We start from the raw sequence: 18,368 nt of genomic DNA, 5'->3' as shown, positions 1-18,368 counted from the left end.
ATTCGCGGACGCGTATGCGTTCACTCGGCCGCCGAATCGACAACTTCCCGCATCTTCCCTGCTAGCAGCGCTCCCACCAGCGCAAACAGCAAGGTATGGCTTGGCTTGATTAATTGAGTAGCCTTTCTTCGGCCGCCCGAGAACTAAGGCTACCCATATCATAATTAGGTTCGCCTGGAATGTAACTGGACCAATTCAAGGTTATATTGGTGGCATGGCTGTCACCGCGAAGAAGATTCAGCACAAGGAATCGAAGTTCGAACACTTGCTGCAGGAACAGGTCAAGAACGAGTTCACCGCCTCGCAGCAGTACATCGCGGTCGCGGTCTGGTTCGACGACAACGATCTGCCGCGGCTGGCGTCGCACTTCTACAAGCAGGCGCTCGAAGAGCGGAACCACGCGATGATGATCGTCCAGTACCTCATGGACAACAGCATCAAGCCGCAGATTCCGGCCATCGAGCAGGTCCGCAACGACTTCTCCGAGACCCGCGAGCTGATCGCGCTGGCCCTGGAGCAGGAGCGCGAGGTCACCCGGGAGATCGAGACGCTGGCCAAGACCGCCCGCGATGAGGGCGACTACCTCGGCGAGCAGTTCATGCAGTGGTTCCTCAAGGAGCAGGTCGAGGAGGTCGCCTCGATGTCCACGCTGCTCAACGTCGTGGACCGCTCCAAGGGCAACCTCTTCGACGTCGAGAACTTCCTCGCCCGCGAATCGGTGGGCGACGAGGGCACCGACCCCACGGCCCCCAAGGCCGCCGGCGGCGCGCTCTGACGCCCCGTCCCCATCACCCCGGGTGGCTCAGCCGCTCGGGGTGATGTGCATTTCGCTCGGCGGGCTCTGCTCCGACGGCGCGGGCTGCTGAGACGTCTCCGGGTCCGGTTGCTGGGAGGTCTCCGGATCCGCCGTCTGGGAAGGCGCGGTGCGCAGGATCGACGGGTCGAACGACTCGCTGACCGAGGGGTCCGGCTCCTGCGGGTTCGACTGCGGCCACCGGGTGTCCGGCTGCGACGGCGGCGGGAGGACGTGCCCGCTGGGCGGCGGCGCGACCGACCCGCTCGACGGCAGCGGAGGCGGCACCTGCGGGCCGGGCTGCTGGACCACCGGCGGCCGGGCGGGCTGCAGCGGCGCGGGTTCGTGGCTGACCAGCGCCACTCCCCCGCCCACCAGCAGCGCCGATCCGATCGCGGCGGCCGTGGCGGCGAGCACCCCGTTGCGCTGGCGGCGACGACGCGCGGCGGCGACCAGCGACCACTCCGCGCCGGTGCGGACCGGAACGTCCAGCCGGTCGTCGCGCAGCAGGCGCTGCAGCTCATCGTCCAGATCCATCACACGTCACCTCCCTCGACGGTCTCGCCGAGCCGCTTCCGCAAGGAGGTGAGCGCCTTGCTCGCCTGGCTCTTCACGGTTCCGCAGCTGACGCCGAGGGTGTCGGCGATCTCCAGTTCGGAAAGACCTTCGTAGTAACGCAGCACGACCACCGCGCGTTGCCTCGGCGGCAGATCCCGCAGCGCCTGCCACACCGGCTCGTTCTCCAGCCGGTCCTGCTGCGGGATGGCCGGGACGTCGGGGAACTCGGCGAGCAGGGTCTCGCGACGGGTGCGGCGCCAGCGGCTGATGTGCGCGTTCGCCATCGCCTTGCGCACGTAGGCGGTGGGGTCGTCGGTGGTGCGGCTGATCTTGTTCCAGCGCGCGCCGACCTTCTCCAGCACCGTCTGCACCAGGTCCGCGGCGTCGTGCGGATTGCCGGTGAGCGCGTGGCCGTAGCGCATCAGCCCAGGCAGAGCCACCCGGACGAATTCGGCGAAATCGTCTTCTGTCGCAGCCATGTCCCCCCGGCGCGCCTGCCCCACAGGTACTCCGGACGCCTCGGCAGCGGCCGGCACGGCAGGCGAGTGCGCGGTCACCCCTCCACCCCCCTCGACGCCGGGTACCACTGTGGAGGGATACGCAAGTAGCCGCCACTTCGTTGCCACCCGCAACCGAGATCACTCGAACGGAGCACGTGACGCCAGGCAAGCGGCGAAGCCGTTTTCTCTTTCACCACCTGAGCAGCTCGCACCGCCGGGGGTTCTGAGCGGCTTCGTGGCGAGCACGCCGCGACGCCGTGTTGGACATACATCAGAAGTGGCGCGCGGAGTCCACGGAGCCGCTCAGGTTCCCCCACCCGCACCGCTGAGCAAGACGAGCGCAACCGTCAGCGGATGGTGACCTGGCGGCCTCGTAGTCCGTCTCGGGCTCGTCGTTCCGAGCTGGTCAGCGGCTCGTTCTCCAGGGAGGCGAGGGCTTCGTCGATGCGCTGGCCGAGGGCGACCGCCGGTTCGTCCCACTCGCGGGCGTGCAGTTCGCGGTCGAGGTCCCAGACCGGGACCAGCAGGCCGTGCGCGCGGAACGAGCCCGCGTAGCGGCTCTCCTCGCCGAGGGCCAGCTCACCGCGGGCCGACAGCCGGGCCAGCGCGGCCAGCAGCTGCTCCTCCGGCTCGGGGCGGACCCAGCGCAGGTGCGCCTTCTCGCCCGCGTCGACCCAGTAGGCCGAGGTCACGCCCTTGAGGCGGTCGGTGGGCATGATCGCGGCGTTGGCGCGTTCCAGCGACAGCGCGACCTCACCGGCCGGGTCCACGTCCTCCGGCAGCCACCAACCGAAGTCGGCGTGCAGCTCGACGTCGAGGGCGGCGTCCGGGTCGATCAGGTCCTGCAGCCGGGTCGGAACGGCGCCCACCTCGGCGGTTTCCGGGCCCACGACCGACAGGGACTGGCCGGTCTCGGCCTCCTTCACCCACTCGATCGCGCGGGCCACGTCGCGGCTGATGTCGCCGGAGTGCGTCTGCACCTGGAGACCCACGAAGCGCACGCCGTCGTTGCGGTGCAGCGCGGCGGCCGCCATCGGCAGCACCGTCGCCAGGGTGATCTCCGAGCCGTCGCGCATCGGCAGCTTCGCGATCGCCGACGGGACGAACTCGCGCAGGGCGACCAGCTCGCACTCGGCGGCCAGGCCCTCGAACGGCCGGGTCACGATCACGTCCGCTGAGCCACCGGCCTTGCCGTGGCAGGCCTTGTAGCGCTTGCCCGACCCGCACGGGCAGGGCTGGCGGGGACCGACGGCGCCTTCGGGCTGGGCTGGCTTGGTCGCGGCTCGCTTCGACACGGCTGTTCCAATCGCTGGCGGTGACTACCCCGTGACGCTACCGAATTGGGCGGAATCGGGATCAGCCAGGTGGAGCCGGGTTCCCCCGGGCGAGTTCGTCGCGAGGTACCGCACGCCCGCGCTCCGGCACAGGTCGATGTCGGCGGGCGCGTCGACCGTCCAGCAGTAGGTGTCGCGGCCGAGCGCGGCGGCGCGCGACACGAACCCCGGGTCGTCGCGCAGCAGCCGCACGTCGGGTCCGGCCAGGTCCGCCCACGGCGGCAGCACGCCACCTCGGCGGGTCCCGGTGAACCGCGAGAACAGCAGCACCGTCGGCACCCGGGGCGCGGCCTCCTTGAAGCGGCGGACCGCCGCGGGCGCGAAGGACATCATGAAGACCGGGGAGTCGCGCGGGTCGTCCGGCGCGGCCAGTCCGTGCCTGGCCAGCAGCGCGACCAGCTTGTGCTCGACCAGACCGCCGTAGCGGACCGGGTGCTTGGTCTCCACGAACAGCCTCGTCGGGCGCCCGCTCGCGCGCGCCATGCCGAGCAGTTCGTCGAGGGTGAGCACGCCGTACTCGGCGGCGGAGCGGCCGAAGTCGACCTCCGCCATCGCGGCCACGGTCAGGGCGCTGACCACGCCGCGTCCGCTGGACGTCCGGTCGATGCGGCGGTCGTGCACGCAGACCAGATGACCGTCGCGGGTGACCCGGACGTCGCACTCCAGGGCGTCCGCGCCCTGCTCCAGCGCCAGCTCGTAGGCGGACCGGGTGTGCTCGGCGCGGTCCGCCGACGCGCCCCGGTGCGCGACGACCTCAGGAATCTCCGCCACACCACCAGTATCCGGACCGGATGCGAACACCGCCGTCACTTGTGACCCACCTCAGCGGCGGGCCGTGTCCGGGCGCGCGGCACGCGGCGGCGGAGGAGCGGCGCGGACCGCGTGGACCCGCTGCCGGCTCAGCTCGGCCGGGTCCGGCGGCAGCAGCAGCCGCATGAAGTGGTCGATGAGCCGCGCGGTGACCACCGCCAGCACCGTGACCAGCGCGTTGTTGACCGCGTGCAGCACGACGCCGTCGGCCAGGGCCTGGACCCCGTCGCGGAACGTCCAGCCGAAGGTGAGCAGGCCGACCACCACGGTCGCCGCCCACAGCGCCCACCAGAACCGGACCCGCAGGCTCGGCCACGGGCGCGCGTCCTTCTCACGATCGCCCTCGGCGACCAGCAGCGAGTGCTCCAGCTCGGCCACGGCCGCGCCCGGGATCAGCAGGTTCGCGCCCGGGATCAGCACCCCGGCCACGACCTGCCAGTCCGGCCGGGCGCTGCGGACGCCGATCCGCTCGGCCGCCGCGGCCCGCGCGCGCAGGCCCCACAGCACGACGAACACACCGGTCAGCACGCCCATCAGCACCAGGATCAAGCCCGTGGTGCCGACCAGGGCGTCGGAGATCGCCAGCACGGTCCGCGAGAGCGCCTCACCCCTGCTGAACAGCAGCAGCACGTAGCGCCACGCCTCGGCGAAGGTCGCCAGCGCCGCGACGCCCGCGGTCACCCACAGGGCGGCGATCGCGGTGGCGGCGGTGGTCCCGGCGCGTTCGGCCTGGTCGACCCGGCTGTTCGTGGGCAGCGCCAGCGGCCAGCGCCAGGCCAGCAGCGGGAAACCCCAGCGCGGAGGCGCCGGATAGGACGGCGGGCCGGTGTACGGGCGCGGCCGTCGCCGCTGCCTCGCGCGGCGCGGACCGCCGGGCGGAGTGGCGACCCACTCCATCCGGTCGTGCTGGGGCGGAGGTGTCACAGCACGTACGGCTCGCCGTCGGACTCATCGGACACCAGCGGGCGGCCGATGGCCGACCAGCCGTTCATGCCGCGCTCGACGTTGACCGCGTCCCAGCCGTTGGCGTTGAGGTACGCGGTGACCTTCGCCGAACGACCGCCCGAGCGGCACACCACGAAGAGCTGGTCGGCCTCCGGGATGTCGTCGAGTCGCTCGACGAGCTTGCTCATCGGGATGTGCACGGCCTCGGGGGCGTGCCCGGCCTGCCACTCGTCGTCCTCGCGGACGTCCAGCAGCACGCTGCCCTGCGGCAGCTTCTCGGGCAGTTCCGCCGGCTCGACGCCGGGCACCTGTCCAGGAGGTGGAGTAGTCACGCCCCGATGCTGCCACGCCGGGCGTCTCTTCGGTGTGAGGGTGCGGCCGGTTGTGTTCCGAACCGATCATGATCGATGTCGCGTTCGCCCGGCCGGTTCGGACCAGAACCGCCCCTGCCTCGAACGAAGCGCCCCGGACCTGGGCAGGTCCGGGGCGCTTCGTCAGGAGGTGGATCGGGTCAGTGCTGGACCGCCTTCTCCGCGCCCGCGCCCGTGAGGGAGCGGACCTCCATCTCGGCGTACTTCTCGCCGCCGTTCTCGTCCTTGCTCAGGATCGTTCCGATGTAACCGAGCAGGAACGACAGCGGGATCGACACCAGGCCCGGGTTCTTCAGCGGGAACAGCGCGAAGTCCATCGACGGGAACATCGCTTCCTTGTCACCGGAGACCGCCGGCGAGAAGATGATCAGCACGATGGTGATCACCAGACCGCCGTAGATGCTGAACAGCGCACCGGTGGTGTTGAACCGCTTCCAGAACAGCGAGTACAGCAGCGTCGGCAGGTTCGCCGAGGCCGCGACGGCGAAGGCCAGCGCGACCAGGAAGGCCACGTTCTGCCCGTTGGCCGCGATGCCGCCCAGGATCGACACGACGCCGATGACCACCGCGGTGATCCGCGCGACGCGGACCTCCTGCTGCTTGTCGTCGACCTTGCCCTTCTTGATCACGTTCGCGTAGATGTCGTGCGCGAACGAGGCCGAGGCCGTGATCGTCAGACCGGCCACCACCGCCAGGATCGTCGCGAAGGCGACCGCGGAGATGAAGCCCAGCAGCAGCGGACCGCCCAGGTAGGAGGCCAGCAGCGGAGCCGCCGAGTTCACCCCGCCCGGGGCGTCCTTGATCGCGTCCGGTCCCACCAGCGCACCGGCGCCGTAGCCCAGGACCAGCGTGAACAGGTAGAACAGGCCGATCAGCCAGATCGCCCAGACCACCGAACGACGCGCCTCCTTGGCGGTCGGCACGGTGTAGAAGCGCATCAGCACGTGCGGCAGACCGGCGGTGCCCAGCACCAGGGCGATGCCCAGCGAGATGAAGTCCAGCTTGCTGGTCTCCGTCTTGCCGTACTGCGCGCCCGGGTTGAGGACCTTGTCGCCGGCGACCTCGGCCGCGTGGCCGAGCAGCGCCGAGAGGTTGAACCCGTACAGGCCGAGGACCCAGATCGTCATCACGAAGGCACCGGCGATCAGCAGCGCCGCCTTGATGATCTGCACCCAGGTCGTGCCGCGCATGCCGCCGACCAGGACGTAGAGGATCATCAGCGCGCCGACCACGGCGATCACGATGGCCTGTCCGCCCTTGTCGGTGATGCCCAGCAGCAGGGCGATCAGGCCACCGGCACCGGCCATCTGGGCCAGCAGGTAGAAGAAGCTCACCACCAGCGTGGACAGCGAGGCCGCCGTGCGCACCGGGCGCTCCCGCATCCGGAAGCTGAGCACGTCACCCATCGTGTAGCGACCGGTGTTGCGCAGCAGCTCCGCCACCAGCAGCAGGGCGACCAGCCAGGCCACCAGGAAGCCAATGGAGTACAGGAACCCGTCGTACCCGTTGACCGCGATGGCGCCCGCGATGCCGAGGAAGGATGCCGCCGACAGGTAGTCGCCGGAGATCGCGATTCCGTTCTGCGGCCCGCTGAACGCGTGCCCGGCGGCGTAGTAGTCCGAGGCGGTCTTGGTGTTCCGGCTCGCCCGGAACACGATCACCATCGTGACCGCCACGAAGATCGCGAAGATTCCGATGTTCAGCAGCGAGTTGCCACCGGCCGCTTCCTGAGCGATCGGTTGGGCGGCGGAAACAGCTTGGAACGTGCTCACTTGCCGCCCCCCTCAACGTCTTCCCGGATCTTTTCGGCGACCGGGTCCAGGTTCTTGTTGGCGTAGCGGACGTACCAGGTCGTGATCACGAAGGTGGACACGAACTGAAGCAGGCCGAGCACAAGTCCGACGTTGATGTTGCCGACCAGCTTGATGCTCATGAAGCCGTGCGCGTAGTCGGCGAGCAACACGTACACGAGGTACCAGACCAGGAACAACGCCGACACGGGGAACACGAAGTTGCGCAGTCGCTTGCGCAGTTGGGCGAATTCGGGACTGCTTTGCGCAGCGGCCCAGGTTTCGGCGTCAATACCGGACCCGGACCCGTTTTGGTCCGTGGCGCTCACGGCTCTCCTTCCACAAAGAAAGGCTCAGCTTCGCGTTATCGCCAAGCATGAGCCTGAATCACACAACGCCGGAACGCTACGGAACCTGACGTAGCGCTGGGTAGGCCCGTTGGGAGTATGCGTGCTAACGATCGAGTGAAGTTGACGCCTCAACAGGAGGCATCGAATTGTGCCGATTGGGAAGCTTTTCATTCGTACGGAGTATTGATCGTCCGGAGTTCCGCCGAGAAGATCGACGGAAAGTAATGAAATTGCGTCCTCAACTACACGGTTGGCCGCATGGGCAGCGTTCAGCGGAGCAATTGATTCCGCGGCCTCAGCGCTCGTGGCGGCCGTGCTTGGAAACCGGTTCGGAGGTCGGCCTGCTGTCGACGAAGCCCAGCCGGTCCGGCGCGTGCAGCCGCAGCATCAGCCGCGAGACACCGCCCGGCACACGAGCCCGGGTCGCCAGGCTGACCAGGTAGGTCACCGCGAACGCCAGCGGCACCGTGAACAGCGCGGGCTGCGACGCGAGCTGGGCCCACCAGCCGGTGTGCCCGGCGAAGTGCGAGGCGGAGGCCGAGATCAGCACCAGCGATCCGCCGGTGACCATGCCGCACGCCGCTCCGGCCGCGGTCAGCCCGCGCCACCAGATGCCCAGCACGAGGACCGGGCAGAACGTCGACGCGGCCATCGCGAACGCCAGGCCCACGCTGCGCGCGAGGTCGTGGTCGTCGAACGCCAGCGCCAGCACCACCGGAACCGCGCAGGACAGCACCGCCGCCGACCGGAAGCGCATCGTCCGGCCCCACAGCACGTCCCGCGCGGACAGCACCCCGGCCAGGCTCATGACCAGGCCCGACGAGGTGGACAGGAACGCCGCGAACGCACCCGCCGCGGTGATCGCGGCCAGCAGCCCGCCGACCCAGTTGCCCAGCATCGCGTGCGGCAGCAGCAGCACCGCCGCATCCGTCTGGCCGGTGACCAGCAGCTGCGGCACGTACAGCCGGGACAGCAGTCCGAAGATCGTCGGGAACAGGTAGAACGCCCCGAGCAGTCCCAGCACGTAGAGCGCGGTCCGGCGCGCGCCCGCGCCCGACGGGTTGGCGTAGAAGCGGGCCAGCACGTGCGGCAGGCCCATCGTGCCCAGGAACGTCGCGATCAGCACCGAGTAGGTCTCCAGCAGTCCGGTCAGCCCGTCCTGCTGGGGTCGAAGCCAGCTCGCGTTGTCCGGCACCGCCCCGGTCACCACCGGAACGGCCGCACCCGCCGGGAAGCGCAGTTCGCTTCCCGCCGGCACCGGGTGCTCGCCCCGCTGCAGGTACATCGCGCCCGGCTGCCCCAAGCCCTCGACGGTGGTGAGCCAGACCGGTTCGCTCACCTGGAGCACCACGTCGGTCTCGACGCGAACGGTGGTGTCCTGCTGGAAGAACGGCGTGCGCGGCTCGTCCAGCGCCTGCTGCTGCCCGCCGACCAGGAACACCATCAGCAGCGCGAACGCGGGCAGCGTGATCGCGAACAGCTTCACCCAGTACTGGAACGCCTGCACCAGCGTCACCGCGCGCAGCGCGCCGCTGACCACGCTGACGTGCACGATCACCGCGACCACGACGATTCCCGCGTGGTACTCGAACCCGACGATGGCACCCAGCGTCATCCCGGCCGCCTGCAGCTGAGGCACCAGGTACAGCCAGCCGATGACCACCACGATCACCGTGGACAACGAGCGCAGGTCCAGCGAGTTCAGCCGCGCCTCGACGAAGTCCGGCATCGTGTAGGCGCCGGATCGGCGCATCGGCGCCACGACGAACAGCATCAGCGCCAGGTAGCCGGCCGCGAAACCGATCGGGTACCAGAGCGCGTCGACGCCGTCCTTGAGCACCAGGCCCGCCACGCCCAGGAACGACGCTGCCGACAGGTACTCGCCGGAGATGGCCGCGGCGTTGCGCTCTTCCCGAACCGGCTTGCGAGCAGCGGAGAAATCGGTGGTCCGGGCCGAGCGCGAGCCCCACAGGCCGATGCCCAGCGTCGCGACGACGATCAGTACGACGCCGCCCAAGGACCACAGATTCGAGAACATCTCACCCCGCCACCTGGCGTCTGAAGAATCGCACCCACCTTACGCAGAGCAGCGTTCGCACCCGAAGCAGCCGTCAGGCAAGCGACGAAGTCGCTTTCTCCTCACCCCACCCGAGCAACTCGCACCGCCGCGGGTTCTCAGACGTTCTCCGGGGAGGACAGCCGTAGCGCCGTGCATTGGACATACATCAGTCTCGGATCCCGGAGCCGGAGGACGTCTGAGGTTCCGCTACCCGCACCGCTGAGCAGGAGGAGAGCACATCGGAAATCTATTCCTCCAGCATTCCTAGGAAGTCCTCTTCGTTGCGCTCCGCTTTGCGGGTGAACAGCAGGCCGACGACCACCAGGAACGGGTATGCCAGGACGCCGAGGGCCAGCCACGGCAGCCGCAGCCCGAAGACCTCGACATCACCGAGGGACGGCACCAACCAGAACGCCAGCGGCAAGCCGAGCAGCACCGCGCCGACGACGCCGGACAGCAGCAACGCCGCCCGCAGCTGCTTCTCGACGAGGTCCCTGACCAGCCCCTCCAGCGCTCCGGTCTGCTCCTCGACCTCGACGCGGACCCGGGGGACGTGCGGTCCGCGGCGGTCGGCGAGCACGACGCGCTTGCGCCTCGGCCGGGGCGAGTGCTCGCTCAGCCGGGCGCGGACGTCGAAGCCCTCCGGGCTCATCCGTTTCCGCTCACTGCTGGCCCCAGTTGTCGCGCGGCGCCTTCACCAGGCGGTCCTTGAGCTCCCTGGTGTGCCTGCGGGACACGGGCAGTTCCTTGGGCGGCCCGCCGCCGAGGACCACCGAGTAGCCGGACGAGGACATCCGCAGTTCGGTGACCAGCGCGAGCGAGACCAGGAACGACCGGTGGATGCGCAGGAACCCGGCTTCGCCCCAGCGCTCCTCCAGCTGCGCCAGCGGAATCCGGACCAGGTGGGAGCCCTCGGTGGTGTGCAGCCGCGCGTAGTCGCCCTGTGCCTCGACCCAGCGGACCTCCTTGCGCGGGATCATCCGCGTGGTGCCGGCGAGTTCGACCGGGATGACCTCGTCGTCCTCGGGCGTGGGGGCTTCGAGCGGCTGGGGTGAGCCGCTCTTGCCGGACTGCTGCTTGTTCTTCTCGATGCCGCGCAGCGCGCGGTCGACGCGGTCGGCGTTGGCGGGCTTCATGATGTAGTCCAGCGCCCCGACCTCGAACGCCTCCAGGGCGTTCTCCTCGTGCCCGGTGATGAACACCAGCGCGGGCGGGTTGCGGAACGCGGTGAGCACCCGGGCCAGTTCCATCCCCGACAGACCCGGCATCGAGACGTCCGCGAACACGGCGTCCACAATGGACTCGTCCTCGTCGCGGCGGCCGATCAGCTCCGGGTCGTCGCTGCGCAGCAGGCGAAGCGCCTCGGCGGCGTCGAACGCCGTCAGCACCCGCCCGACGCGAGGGTTGCTGCCGAGCAGGAATTTCATCTCGTCAAGCCCGGCCCGCTCGTCATCGACTGCGAGGACGACGAGCCCGGCGGGGTTCTCACGTGTACTCAATGCAACGCCATATCGTGCCGCGCCTTCGGCGCACTGTCCATGTCCCGATGTCCCATCCGGCCTCCCGCCGATCCCGCGAACGTGGCCGCAGAACCCTAGTTGTTAGCGCAGCACGAGGGTTCTCCACGAGGGGCCAGCGGCAAGAATCTGTCTCGCGGAGCCGATTTTCGCCCGAATGGATCAACGCGCGGGGCTGATCGAGCGATGACCCCTACCCGAACCGGATCAGTTCTGTCCGCAACACCGCGCAAAACGGGTCCCCGCCGAGCCTTCCCCGGCAGGGACCCGAAGCACGAGCCTCTACAGGCCGAAACGATCCCACATGGCGCGGTGTTCGAGCGCATCGAGCCCGGAAACCAGGTTCGCCACGGGGTTTCTGGACACGCCCGAGGACATCCCGAGGCGCGCCAGCAGCGGTTTGCGGCCCTCCACGGTCTGCACCTGGGCGTTCGGGTACTTGCGCTCGATGATCTCGCGCAGCGTGCCGACGCCGTCGATCAGCCCGAGCTCAGCGGCCTTCGCGCCGGTCCAGACCTCACCGGAGAACAGCTCCTCCTCGCCGCCGGACAGCTTGTCGCCGCGACGCTCGCGCACCCAGTCCCGGAACTGCCCGTGCAGCTCTTCCTGCAGGCCGCGCAGCCACTGCACGTCCTCGGCCTTCTCCGGGCGGAACGGGTCGAGCCGCACCTTGTTCTCACCGGCGGTGTAGACCCGGCGCTCGACGCCCAGCTTGTCCAGCAGCCCGGTCATCCCGAAGCTGGCGCTGACCACGCCGACCGAGCCGACCAGCGAGGTCTGGTGCGCGTAGATCTCGTCGGCGGCGCAGGCCAGCCAGTAACCACCGGAGGCGGCGACGTCCTCGCAGTACGCCATCACCGGAACGTCCTTCTCCGCCGCCAGGCCGCGGATCCGGTCCGCGACCAGCGCGGACTGGGTGGGCGCACCGCCCGGCGAGTTGATCGACAGCACCACCGCGCTGAGGCGGTCGTGCGAGAACGCCCGGTTGAGCGCGGAGTCCACGTTCTGCAGCGAGATCGAGGGCCGCCCCATCGGCGACGGCTGCGGCGTGATGACGCCGTGCAGCTTGACCACCGCCACGACCGGGCCGCGCTCGTTCATGCCGGGCAGCTTTCCGCCGAACTTCTCGGTCAGCTCCTTGGGCAGCTTGGCCGTGACCGCGTCGACGAACTTCTGGGGTGCCTTCTCGTCCATACCTCGACGCTACCGGCCCGCGGCGGGTCCGGCGGCCAAACCCACGCCGGGCTCGTCCACGGGCGCCAGCGGCTCGGGCCGGACACCGGGGGCGAACTTGGGCACGCGCATGATGACCTTCATGCCGGCGCCCTTCTCGGTCTCCACCACGAGCCCGTAGTCGTTGCCGAAGGTGGCGCGCATCCGGTTGTTGATGTTGCCCAGACCGACGTGCGCGCCGGTGAGGTGCGCGTTGGCGAGCTCGGCGTCCAGCAGCTCCGGATCCATCCCGATGCCGTCGTCGTCAACGCTGATCAGCGCCTCGGAGCCGTTGTCCTCGGCGGTCACCGAGACCGTCCCGCCACCGGGCTTGTTGGCCAGGCCGTGCCGGACGGCGTTCTCCACCAGCGGCTGCAGCGCCAGGAACGGCACCACCACCGGCAGTACCTCGGGGGCGATCTTGAGCTGCACGTTGAGCCGGTCCGGGCCGAAGCGCGCGCTCTCCAGCGTCAGGTACCGGTCGATGTTGCGGATCTCGTCGGCCAGCGTCGTGTAGAGCCCGCTGTTGCGGAACGAGTAGCGGGTGAAGTCGGCGAACTCCTGCAGCAGGTCGCGCGCGTGCTCCGGGTCGGTGCGGATCAGCGAGGAGATCGTGTTCAGCGCGTTGTAGATGAAGTGCGGGGAGATCTGCGCCCGCAGCGCGCGCACCTCGGCCTGGGCCAGGCGCTCCTTGGACTCCTGCAGCTCGGCGAGTTCGAGCTGGGTGGACACGTGGTGGGCGACCTCGGCGGCGGCGCGCAGGAGCCGCTTGCGGTCGCCGTCGGCGATGACCGTCAGGACCCCGCGGACGTGGCCCTCGACCTCCAGCGGCACCACGGCCGCGTGGCGCATCGGGCACGGCCGCTGCTCGCAGACCACGTCGCCGTGGTCGAGGAAGTCGCGCTTGCCGGTGCGCAGCACCTGCTCGATCTTGGTGCGCAGGTCGGCGTAGTGGTGGTTGGCCTCGCCGTCCCAGGTCAGCAGGGTTCCATCGCCGTCGACGATGCCGACGGCGACGCAGGCCAGCAGTTCCCGCAGATGCGGACCGGTCTTGTCCGCCGACTCCTGGTTCAGGCCCTCGCGCAGGTAGGGCGCCGCTCTGGTCACCCGGTGCAGAGCCGCCAGCGTGGCGTCCTCCACCGAAGTGCTCACCCGACGCGCCCGGCACAACAGCACGAACATGCCCAGCACGGCGAGCGCAGCCAGCGTGGTCAGGACCGTCCGCTCTGTCAACAACTCCGCCACAACATCAATCTGCCCGAGCGGCACGCTGTGAATCAAGACGGCTACGGCCAGTGCGGGGTTTCCGTCGGTGAACGGTACAGATCCGTTCCATTCAGCGGAATCCGCTCGCCCGTTCGGCAGGTGCGGCCTGTGCACAACCCCAGCACTTGTCCACAACCTGTGGACAACTATTTGAGCAGCCGGGACATTCTGCGATCCGCCAGCTGCTTCCCGCCGGTCTGGCACGTCGGGCAGTACTGCATCGACCGGTCCGCGAAGGAGACTTCCCGAACCGTGTCACCGCACACCGGGCACGGCAAACCGGTGCGGCCGTGCACCCGCATCCCCGACCGCTTCTCCGCCTTGAGCCGCGCGGCGTCCTGGTTCAGCGAACGCTCCACCGCGTCGCGGAGGATCTCCTGGACGCAGGCGTGCAGCCGGGTCACGGCCGCGGCGTCGAGCCTGCCGGCCGTGGCGAACGGGGAGAGCTTGGCGGCGTGCAGGACCTCATCCGAATAGGCGTTTCCGATTCCCGCGATCGTGGACTGCTCGGTGAGCACGGTCTTGATCCGCTCGGTCCGCCCGTCCAGCAGCGCGGCCAGCCCGTCGGCGTCGAGCTCCAGCGCGTCCGGCCCCAGCTTCGCGATCCCGGGGACCACGGCCGGGTCGTCGACGATCCAGGCGGCGAGGCTCTTCTGGGTGCCCGCCTCGGTCAGGTCGAAGCCCACGCCGCCGAGGTTGACGCGCAGCGCGATCGGCCCGCGGCCCGGCTTCGGCGGGGTCGCGGCGAGCTTGTCCGACCAGCGCAGCCAGCCGGCGCGCGCCAGGTGGCAGACGAGGTGCAGGCCACCGCAGTCCAGGTCGAGGTACTTGCCGTGCCTGACCGCACCGGTGACCTCGCGTCCGTGCAGCGCGGTCCACGGCGGGTCGGCGGTCTTGAGCACGCTCATCGAGGCGACGTCGACGCGCGCCACCGTCCGCCCCGCGGCGTGGTCGCGGAGGTGCTGGGCCAGCGCCTCCACCTCGGGAAGTTCGGGCACGACCCCAGTGTGCCGCAGAAGAGGAGCGAAACGGCGGTGTTCACCGGCAGCGGCGCGCGGAGTCCGCTGCCCGCACCGCCGGAGCCTCACTCCGTCGGCTGGAGCCTGCCGTTCATGTCCGGCTCCGCGTACAGCTCGATGTGGCGAGCCACCTGCGAGACCTCGGTGCGCACCTCGATGAACCCGCGCACGACGCCCACCCAGGTCTCCGGCGGGTTCTCGTCCGCGTCACCCGGGGTGGACGCGGTGAGGGTCCACGGGCGGTGCAGCACCCAGCGGATGGGGAAGAACAGGATCGCGAGCACGATGATCGCGATCAGCCAGGTCGGGATGATGACCTCGGCGGGCGTCCAGGCGATGAACACCACCACCAGGGCCGCGAGCGCCGCGCCCACCACGATCGCCGGCGTCGAACCGCCGTTGACGTCGTGCTCGAACTCGTCCACCACGATCGGGTTGGACCACTCCAGGTTCGCCCTGATCGTCCACTCCCGGCCGTCGGAGCCTCGAACCACCCGGTTCATCGTCGCCTCCCCGCCCACCCGGGCTGGTCACTCGAACGCCAACTCGCCACTCGAACCACACCTGTCACCGAGCGTGGTGCCACGGTACCGCTCCTGTCATCGGCCCGGAGGGTGATGGCACGCACGGAACGGGCCACCAACACCCCGCTCATTGTCGATCATGTCCGGGGCCCGAGCCAACCCTCCGGGCCGGAAACAACCCGGCTGAACCACTACGCTCCGAGCACATCTGATTCGGGAGGTGCCGGATGGACGTCGACGAGGCCCGCGAGCTGATCCGCGACCAGCACCGCGCCGTGCTGGGAACCCTGCGCACCGACGGAACACCGCTGATGACACCGGTCCTGGCGACCGTGGACGAGCAGGGCCGGGTGGTGATCAGCACCAAGTCCGGTTCGGGCAAGGTCCGCAACCTCCGCCGCGACCCGCGCGCCTGGCTGTGCGTGCTGCCGGACGCGTTCTTCGGGCGCTGGTTCCAGGTCAACGCCGACGTCGAGATCGTCGAACTGCCGGAGGCCCTGCCGCTGCTGGAGGACTACTACCGCTCGATCTCCGGCGAGCACGAGAACTGGGAGTCCTACCGCGAGGCCATGCGCTCGGAGAACCGGGTGCTGCTTCGGCTCACCCCCACCCGCGCGGTCGGCTGACCGGACGCGGAAGGGGCCCCCCGGTGAACGGCCTCCGAACCGTGGGCTAAAGTATTCACCAACAGCCCACCGGGGCGGAAGTCACCGGGAGGCGATGAATACGCGGATGTAGCGCAGCTGGTAGCGCATCACCTTGCCAAGGTGAGGGTCGCGGGTTCGAGTCCCGTCATCCGCTCGCAGCAGTGGGGCCGAGGTTTTTCCACCTCGGCCCCACTGCTTTTTCACGGCTGAGGACCCATCGCGGAACGAGTGGAACGCAGCGATGTTCGCTGCGCACCGCTGATCCCGCGTCCGGACAGCTGCTTCGGGGATAGCGGGCAGTCGTGGTCTGAACGGTCCGGGCGACGCGGTTCGGACCACACTGCCCCCGCTGGGCTCCGCCGGGTCAGCTCTCGACGCCGAGGCCGATCGGGCAGGAGACGCCGGTGCCGCCGAGGCCGCAGTAGCCGTTGGGGTTCTTGGCGTCCGAGAGGTACTGCTGGTGGTAGCTCTCGGCGTAGTAGAAGTCCTTCAGCGGGGCGATCTCGGTGGTGATCTCGCCCTTGCCCGCCGCCGTCAGCGCCTGCTGGAAGGCGTCGCGGCTGGCTTCCGCCTCAGCGAGCTGCTGGTCGTCGGAGACGTAGATCGCCGAGCGGTACTGGGTGCCGAGGTCGTTGCCCTGGCGCATGCCCTGGGTCGGGTCGTGGTTCTCCCAGAACTCCTTGAGCACCTGCGCGTAGCTGATCTTCTTCGTGTCGAAGACCACCAGGACGGCCTCGGTGTGACCGGTCAGCCCGGAGCAGACCTCTTCGTAGCTGGGGTTCGGCGTGTAGCCGCCCGCGTAGCCGACCGCCGTGGTCCACACGCCCTCGGTCTGCCAGAACACGCGCTCCGCGCCCCAGAAGCAGCCCATGCCGACCACCGCGGTGGCCAGGCCCTCCGGGAACGGCGGAACGATGCGACGCTCCGGGAACACCGCGTGCCGCTCGTCCACCGGCATCGGCGTGTCACGGCCGGGCAGCGCCGACGACGGGTCGATCATCTTCAGCTTCGCACCGAACATGTTTCCAGGGTACGCGGTGGTCACCGGCGATCCAGCCGGTTGGGATCGCCGCGGCGCCCCGCCTCCGGCGGCATCGGCCGGCGCGCGTGCCTGCCCTGCGGCGGCTCGTCGATCTCACCGGACAGCCGCCGCGACAACGGCGACTCCTCCGGCGGCAGGCGACGCGGGAATCCCCGGTCCGGCGGGAACGCCCGGCCCGGCGGTGGCCCGACCGGCCGCTGCGCACCGCCCACCGGCGGGCGCGGCGACGCGTGCCGCGGGCGCTCGGGCCTCTCCGGTGCCCTCGGAACCGCCGGTTCGGGCAGGGGCAGGGACTTCTCGGTCGGGACGTCCTCGGGAACGGGGTCCGGTTCGCGCTTCTTCGCAGGCGCGGGGTCGAGAAGGTGGCGCAGCCGCATCGTGGGGTCCTCGACGTACTTCCACGACAGGGTGCCCAGGACGTAGGCGATCGGAGCGGCGCAGAGCAGCATGAGCCACTGGTCACCGATCCCGGCCATCGCCAGCAGCTGCTGCACCGGGAAACCCCAGACGTACACGCCGTAGCTGCCGTTGACCCACACTCCCGGAACCGTCAGCCGTGCCGGCCAGAAGTGCCCCGCCACGATCACCGCGTAGCTGACCGCGAAGGCCATGAACGCCGAGGCGGTGATGTTGTTGCCCATCACCACCAGCACGACCAGGCCCGCGCCCGCGGCCAGCGGCGACAGCGGGATCCGGTAGAGGTTCAGCAGCACGCCCAGCGCGAAGGCCACCAGGAACGCCACCAGCGACTCGACCGGAACGCTCAGCAGCGAACCCGCCGACTCCGCGCCCGGGGTCTGCTCCAGGTGCCGGTCCCAGGCGATCAGGCCGATCAGCGCGACCACCGTCAACCAGCGGAAGTCCTTCTTGGCCGTGCCCAGCAGCAGCAGCGCGAACAGGCCGCCGTAGGCCAGCAGCTCCATCGGCAGCGTCCACAGCGAGCCGTTGACCGCGTCCGGCCACGGGTTGTCCTCGAAAACCCCCGGCAGGTCGTGCCGCAACGTCAGCAGACCCGCGTTGTTGACTATGTAGCCCCAGGTTTCGTGCGCGCGGAAGTACTCGCCGAGCGGCAGCGTGGTGATCATCGGTCCGACGATCAGGGCCATGCCGACCGACACCGTGAGCATCGGCGGCCACAGCCGCAGCACCCGCTTGACCGCGAAGCGCAGCGCGTGCGGATCGCGCATCCAGCTCTCGGTGATCTGGAAACCGCTGAGCGCGAAGAACCCCATCAGCACGCCCTCGTCGGGCTGCACCGGCCATTCCGGCGGGAACAGCTCGCCGCTGCCCACCAGCGGGGAGCTGTGACCGTAGATGACCAGCAGCGCACCGATCATGCGGATCCAGGCGAAGCCGTGGTTCGGGGCGGCGAACAACTCAGGGCGAGCGTGCACGACGCGCGCAACACTCAACCCGGATCACCCCATCGATTCGCGCCCGACTCGGACGTCAACGCTGCGTAGCCTAGCCGGGGCCCCCGCGGTTCGGGACCCTTTACAACCCGGACACCCGTCCGGACCAGACCGCAGACCGTATCGTTATTCGGCCGGTGCACCGCGAACGTGTCGCCCAGTGCCAGAATGGCGTCGTTCGCAGCAGCGGCGTTCATGGAAATCCGGAAAGGGCGCTAT

The 18,368-nt window shown here is 69.6% G+C and carries 19 protein-coding genes and 1 tRNA gene; 3 read left to right on the top strand and 17 right to left on the bottom strand.

Features of this window, described 5'->3' with window-relative positions:
* Positions 1-214 precede the first annotated feature (214 nt).
* The gene (locus tag E1181_RS22485; protein ID WP_132677634.1) at positions 215-775 is read left to right on the top strand and encodes a ferritin; all 561 of its coding nucleotides are present in this window, start codon (positions 215-217) and stop codon (positions 773-775) included.
* Between the two features lie 27 nt (positions 776-802).
* Here E1181_RS22485 and E1181_RS22480 read toward each other — a convergent pair whose 3' ends face one another.
* The 15 genes from E1181_RS22480 to E1181_RS22410 form a co-directional block, all read right to left on the bottom strand.
* Complete coding sequence (locus tag E1181_RS22480; RefSeq protein ID WP_132677633.1) at positions 803-1,330, bottom strand: superantigen-like protein SSL4; 528 nt, start codon at positions 1,328-1,330, stop codon at positions 803-805.
* A complete protein-coding gene (locus E1181_RS22475; protein ID WP_408010422.1) occupies positions 1,330-1,908 on the bottom strand; it encodes a SigE family RNA polymerase sigma factor in 579 nt (192 codons plus the stop codon). Before E1181_RS22475 ends, E1181_RS22480 begins: the two co-directional genes overlap by 1 nt.
* Before the next feature lie 290 nt (positions 1,909-2,198).
* A complete protein-coding gene (locus E1181_RS22470) occupies positions 2,199-3,146 on the bottom strand; it encodes a DUF5926 family protein (protein ID WP_132677631.1) in 948 nt (315 codons plus the stop codon).
* Positions 3,147-3,170: 24 nt separating this feature from the next.
* Positions 3,171-3,956, bottom strand: coding sequence for a glycerophosphodiester phosphodiesterase (locus E1181_RS22465; protein WP_132677630.1), 786 nt, complete (start codon positions 3,954-3,956; stop codon positions 3,171-3,173).
* 51 nt (positions 3,957-4,007) lie between these two features.
* Positions 4,008-4,919 (bottom strand): DUF4328 domain-containing protein, encoded by a 912-nt coding sequence (locus tag E1181_RS22460; protein WP_235876956.1) that lies wholly within the window; start codon positions 4,917-4,919, stop codon positions 4,008-4,010.
* Positions 4,916-5,272, bottom strand: a complete 357-nt coding sequence (locus E1181_RS22455; RefSeq protein ID WP_408010419.1) for a rhodanese-like domain-containing protein — start codon at positions 5,270-5,272, stop codon at positions 4,916-4,918. Before E1181_RS22455 ends, E1181_RS22460 begins: the two co-directional genes overlap by 4 nt.
* A gap of 179 nt (positions 5,273-5,451) precedes the next feature.
* Positions 5,452-6,975 carry a solute symporter family protein gene (locus E1181_RS22450; protein WP_235876961.1) on the bottom strand — a complete coding sequence of 508 codons (1,524 nt, stop codon included), beginning with the start codon at positions 6,973-6,975 and terminating at the stop codon, positions 5,452-5,454.
* A gap of 104 nt (positions 6,976-7,079) precedes the next feature.
* The gene (locus E1181_RS22445; protein ID WP_132677629.1) at positions 7,080-7,430 is read right to left on the bottom strand and encodes a DUF485 domain-containing protein; all 351 of its coding nucleotides are present in this window, start codon (positions 7,428-7,430) and stop codon (positions 7,080-7,082) included.
* 316 nt (positions 7,431-7,746) lie between these two features.
* Entirely contained in the window at positions 7,747-9,489 is a 1,743-nt protein-coding gene (locus E1181_RS22440; RefSeq protein ID WP_132677628.1) for a sodium/solute symporter, read from the bottom strand.
* A gap of 268 nt (positions 9,490-9,757) precedes the next feature.
* Positions 9,758-10,162: a hypothetical protein gene (locus tag E1181_RS22435; protein ID WP_132677627.1), complete on the bottom strand. Its 405-nt coding sequence runs from the start codon at positions 10,160-10,162 to the stop codon at positions 9,758-9,760.
* 10 nt (positions 10,163-10,172) lie between these two features.
* Positions 10,173-11,009 carry a LytR/AlgR family response regulator transcription factor gene (locus tag E1181_RS22430; protein ID WP_132677626.1) on the bottom strand — a complete coding sequence of 279 codons (837 nt, stop codon included), beginning with the start codon at positions 11,007-11,009 and terminating at the stop codon, positions 10,173-10,175.
* 300 nt (positions 11,010-11,309) lie between these two features.
* Complete coding sequence (locus E1181_RS22425; RefSeq protein ID WP_132677625.1) at positions 11,310-12,221, bottom strand: S49 family peptidase; 912 nt, start codon at positions 12,219-12,221, stop codon at positions 11,310-11,312.
* 9 nt (positions 12,222-12,230) lie between these two features.
* Complete coding sequence (locus tag E1181_RS22420; protein ID WP_132677624.1) at positions 12,231-13,484, bottom strand: histidine kinase; 1,254 nt, start codon at positions 13,482-13,484, stop codon at positions 12,231-12,233.
* Between the two features lie 167 nt (positions 13,485-13,651).
* Positions 13,652-14,503 carry an Fpg/Nei family DNA glycosylase gene (locus E1181_RS22415; RefSeq protein ID WP_132677623.1) on the bottom strand — a complete coding sequence of 284 codons (852 nt, stop codon included), beginning with the start codon at positions 14,501-14,503 and terminating at the stop codon, positions 13,652-13,654.
* An 86-nt stretch (positions 14,504-14,589) separates the two neighbouring features.
* Positions 14,590-15,027 (bottom strand): cytochrome d ubiquinol oxidase subunit II, encoded by a 438-nt coding sequence (locus E1181_RS22410; RefSeq protein ID WP_165944719.1) that lies wholly within the window; start codon positions 15,025-15,027, stop codon positions 14,590-14,592.
* 248 nt (positions 15,028-15,275) lie between these two features.
* On the opposite strand from E1181_RS22410, the gene E1181_RS22405 reads away from it, so the two are divergent.
* Both E1181_RS22405 and E1181_RS22400 read left to right on the top strand, forming a co-directional pair.
* Positions 15,276-15,674, top strand: coding sequence for a PPOX class F420-dependent oxidoreductase (locus E1181_RS22405; protein ID WP_132677621.1), 399 nt, complete (start codon positions 15,276-15,278; stop codon positions 15,672-15,674).
* Between the two features lie 102 nt (positions 15,675-15,776).
* Positions 15,777-15,849 (top strand) — tRNA-Gly (locus E1181_RS22400).
* Positions 15,850-16,059: 210 nt separating this feature from the next.
* On the opposite strand, the gene msrA is transcribed toward E1181_RS22400, so the two are convergent.
* On the bottom strand, positions 16,060-16,716 hold the full coding sequence (msrA, locus tag E1181_RS22395) for a peptide-methionine (S)-S-oxide reductase MsrA (RefSeq protein WP_132677620.1): 657 nt from the start codon (positions 16,714-16,716) through the stop codon (positions 16,060-16,062).
* Positions 16,717-16,736: 20 nt separating this feature from the next.
* Positions 16,737-18,149 (bottom strand): acyltransferase family protein, encoded by a 1,413-nt coding sequence (locus tag E1181_RS22390; RefSeq protein ID WP_235876955.1) that lies wholly within the window; start codon positions 18,147-18,149, stop codon positions 16,737-16,739.
* Positions 18,150-18,368: the final 219 nt, after the last annotated feature.

The sequence above is a fragment of the Saccharopolyspora terrae genome (assembly GCF_004348435.1).
In the GTDB taxonomy this organism is placed as follows: Bacteria; Actinomycetota; Actinomycetes; order Mycobacteriales; family Pseudonocardiaceae; genus Saccharopolyspora; species Saccharopolyspora endophytica.
Note: the sequence above shows the minus strand (reverse complement) of the source record. Positions and strands in the feature narration are given on the sequence as shown.

What these genes read in the sequence shown, in the direction of transcription:
- E1181_RS22485 (WP_132677634.1), top strand. Translation starts at nt 215, where the DNA reads ATGGCTGTCACCGCGAAGAAGATTCAGCACAAGGAATCGAAGTTCGAA.
- E1181_RS22480 (WP_132677633.1), bottom strand. Translation starts at nt 1,330, where the DNA reads ATGGATCTGGACGATGAGCTGCAGCGCCTGCTGCGCGACGACCGGCTG.
- E1181_RS22450 (WP_235876961.1), bottom strand. Translation starts at nt 6,975, where the DNA reads ATGGTGATCGTGTTCCGGGCGAGCCGGAACACCAAGACCGCCTCGGAC.
- E1181_RS22440 (WP_132677628.1), bottom strand. Translation starts at nt 9,489, where the DNA reads ATGTTCTCGAATCTGTGGTCCTTGGGCGGCGTCGTACTGATCGTCGTC.
- E1181_RS22435 (WP_132677627.1), bottom strand. Translation starts at nt 10,162, where the DNA reads ATGAGCCCGGAGGGCTTCGACGTCCGCGCCCGGCTGAGCGAGCACTCG.
- E1181_RS22425 (WP_132677625.1), bottom strand. Translation starts at nt 12,221, where the DNA reads ATGGACGAGAAGGCACCCCAGAAGTTCGTCGACGCGGTCACGGCCAAG.
- E1181_RS22410 (WP_165944719.1), bottom strand. Translation starts at nt 15,027, where the DNA reads ATGAACCGGGTGGTTCGAGGCTCCGACGGCCGGGAGTGGACGATCAGG.
- E1181_RS22405 (WP_132677621.1), top strand. Translation starts at nt 15,276, where the DNA reads ATGGACGTCGACGAGGCCCGCGAGCTGATCCGCGACCAGCACCGCGCC.
- msrA (WP_132677620.1), bottom strand. Translation starts at nt 16,716, where the DNA reads ATGTTCGGTGCGAAGCTGAAGATGATCGACCCGTCGTCGGCGCTGCCC.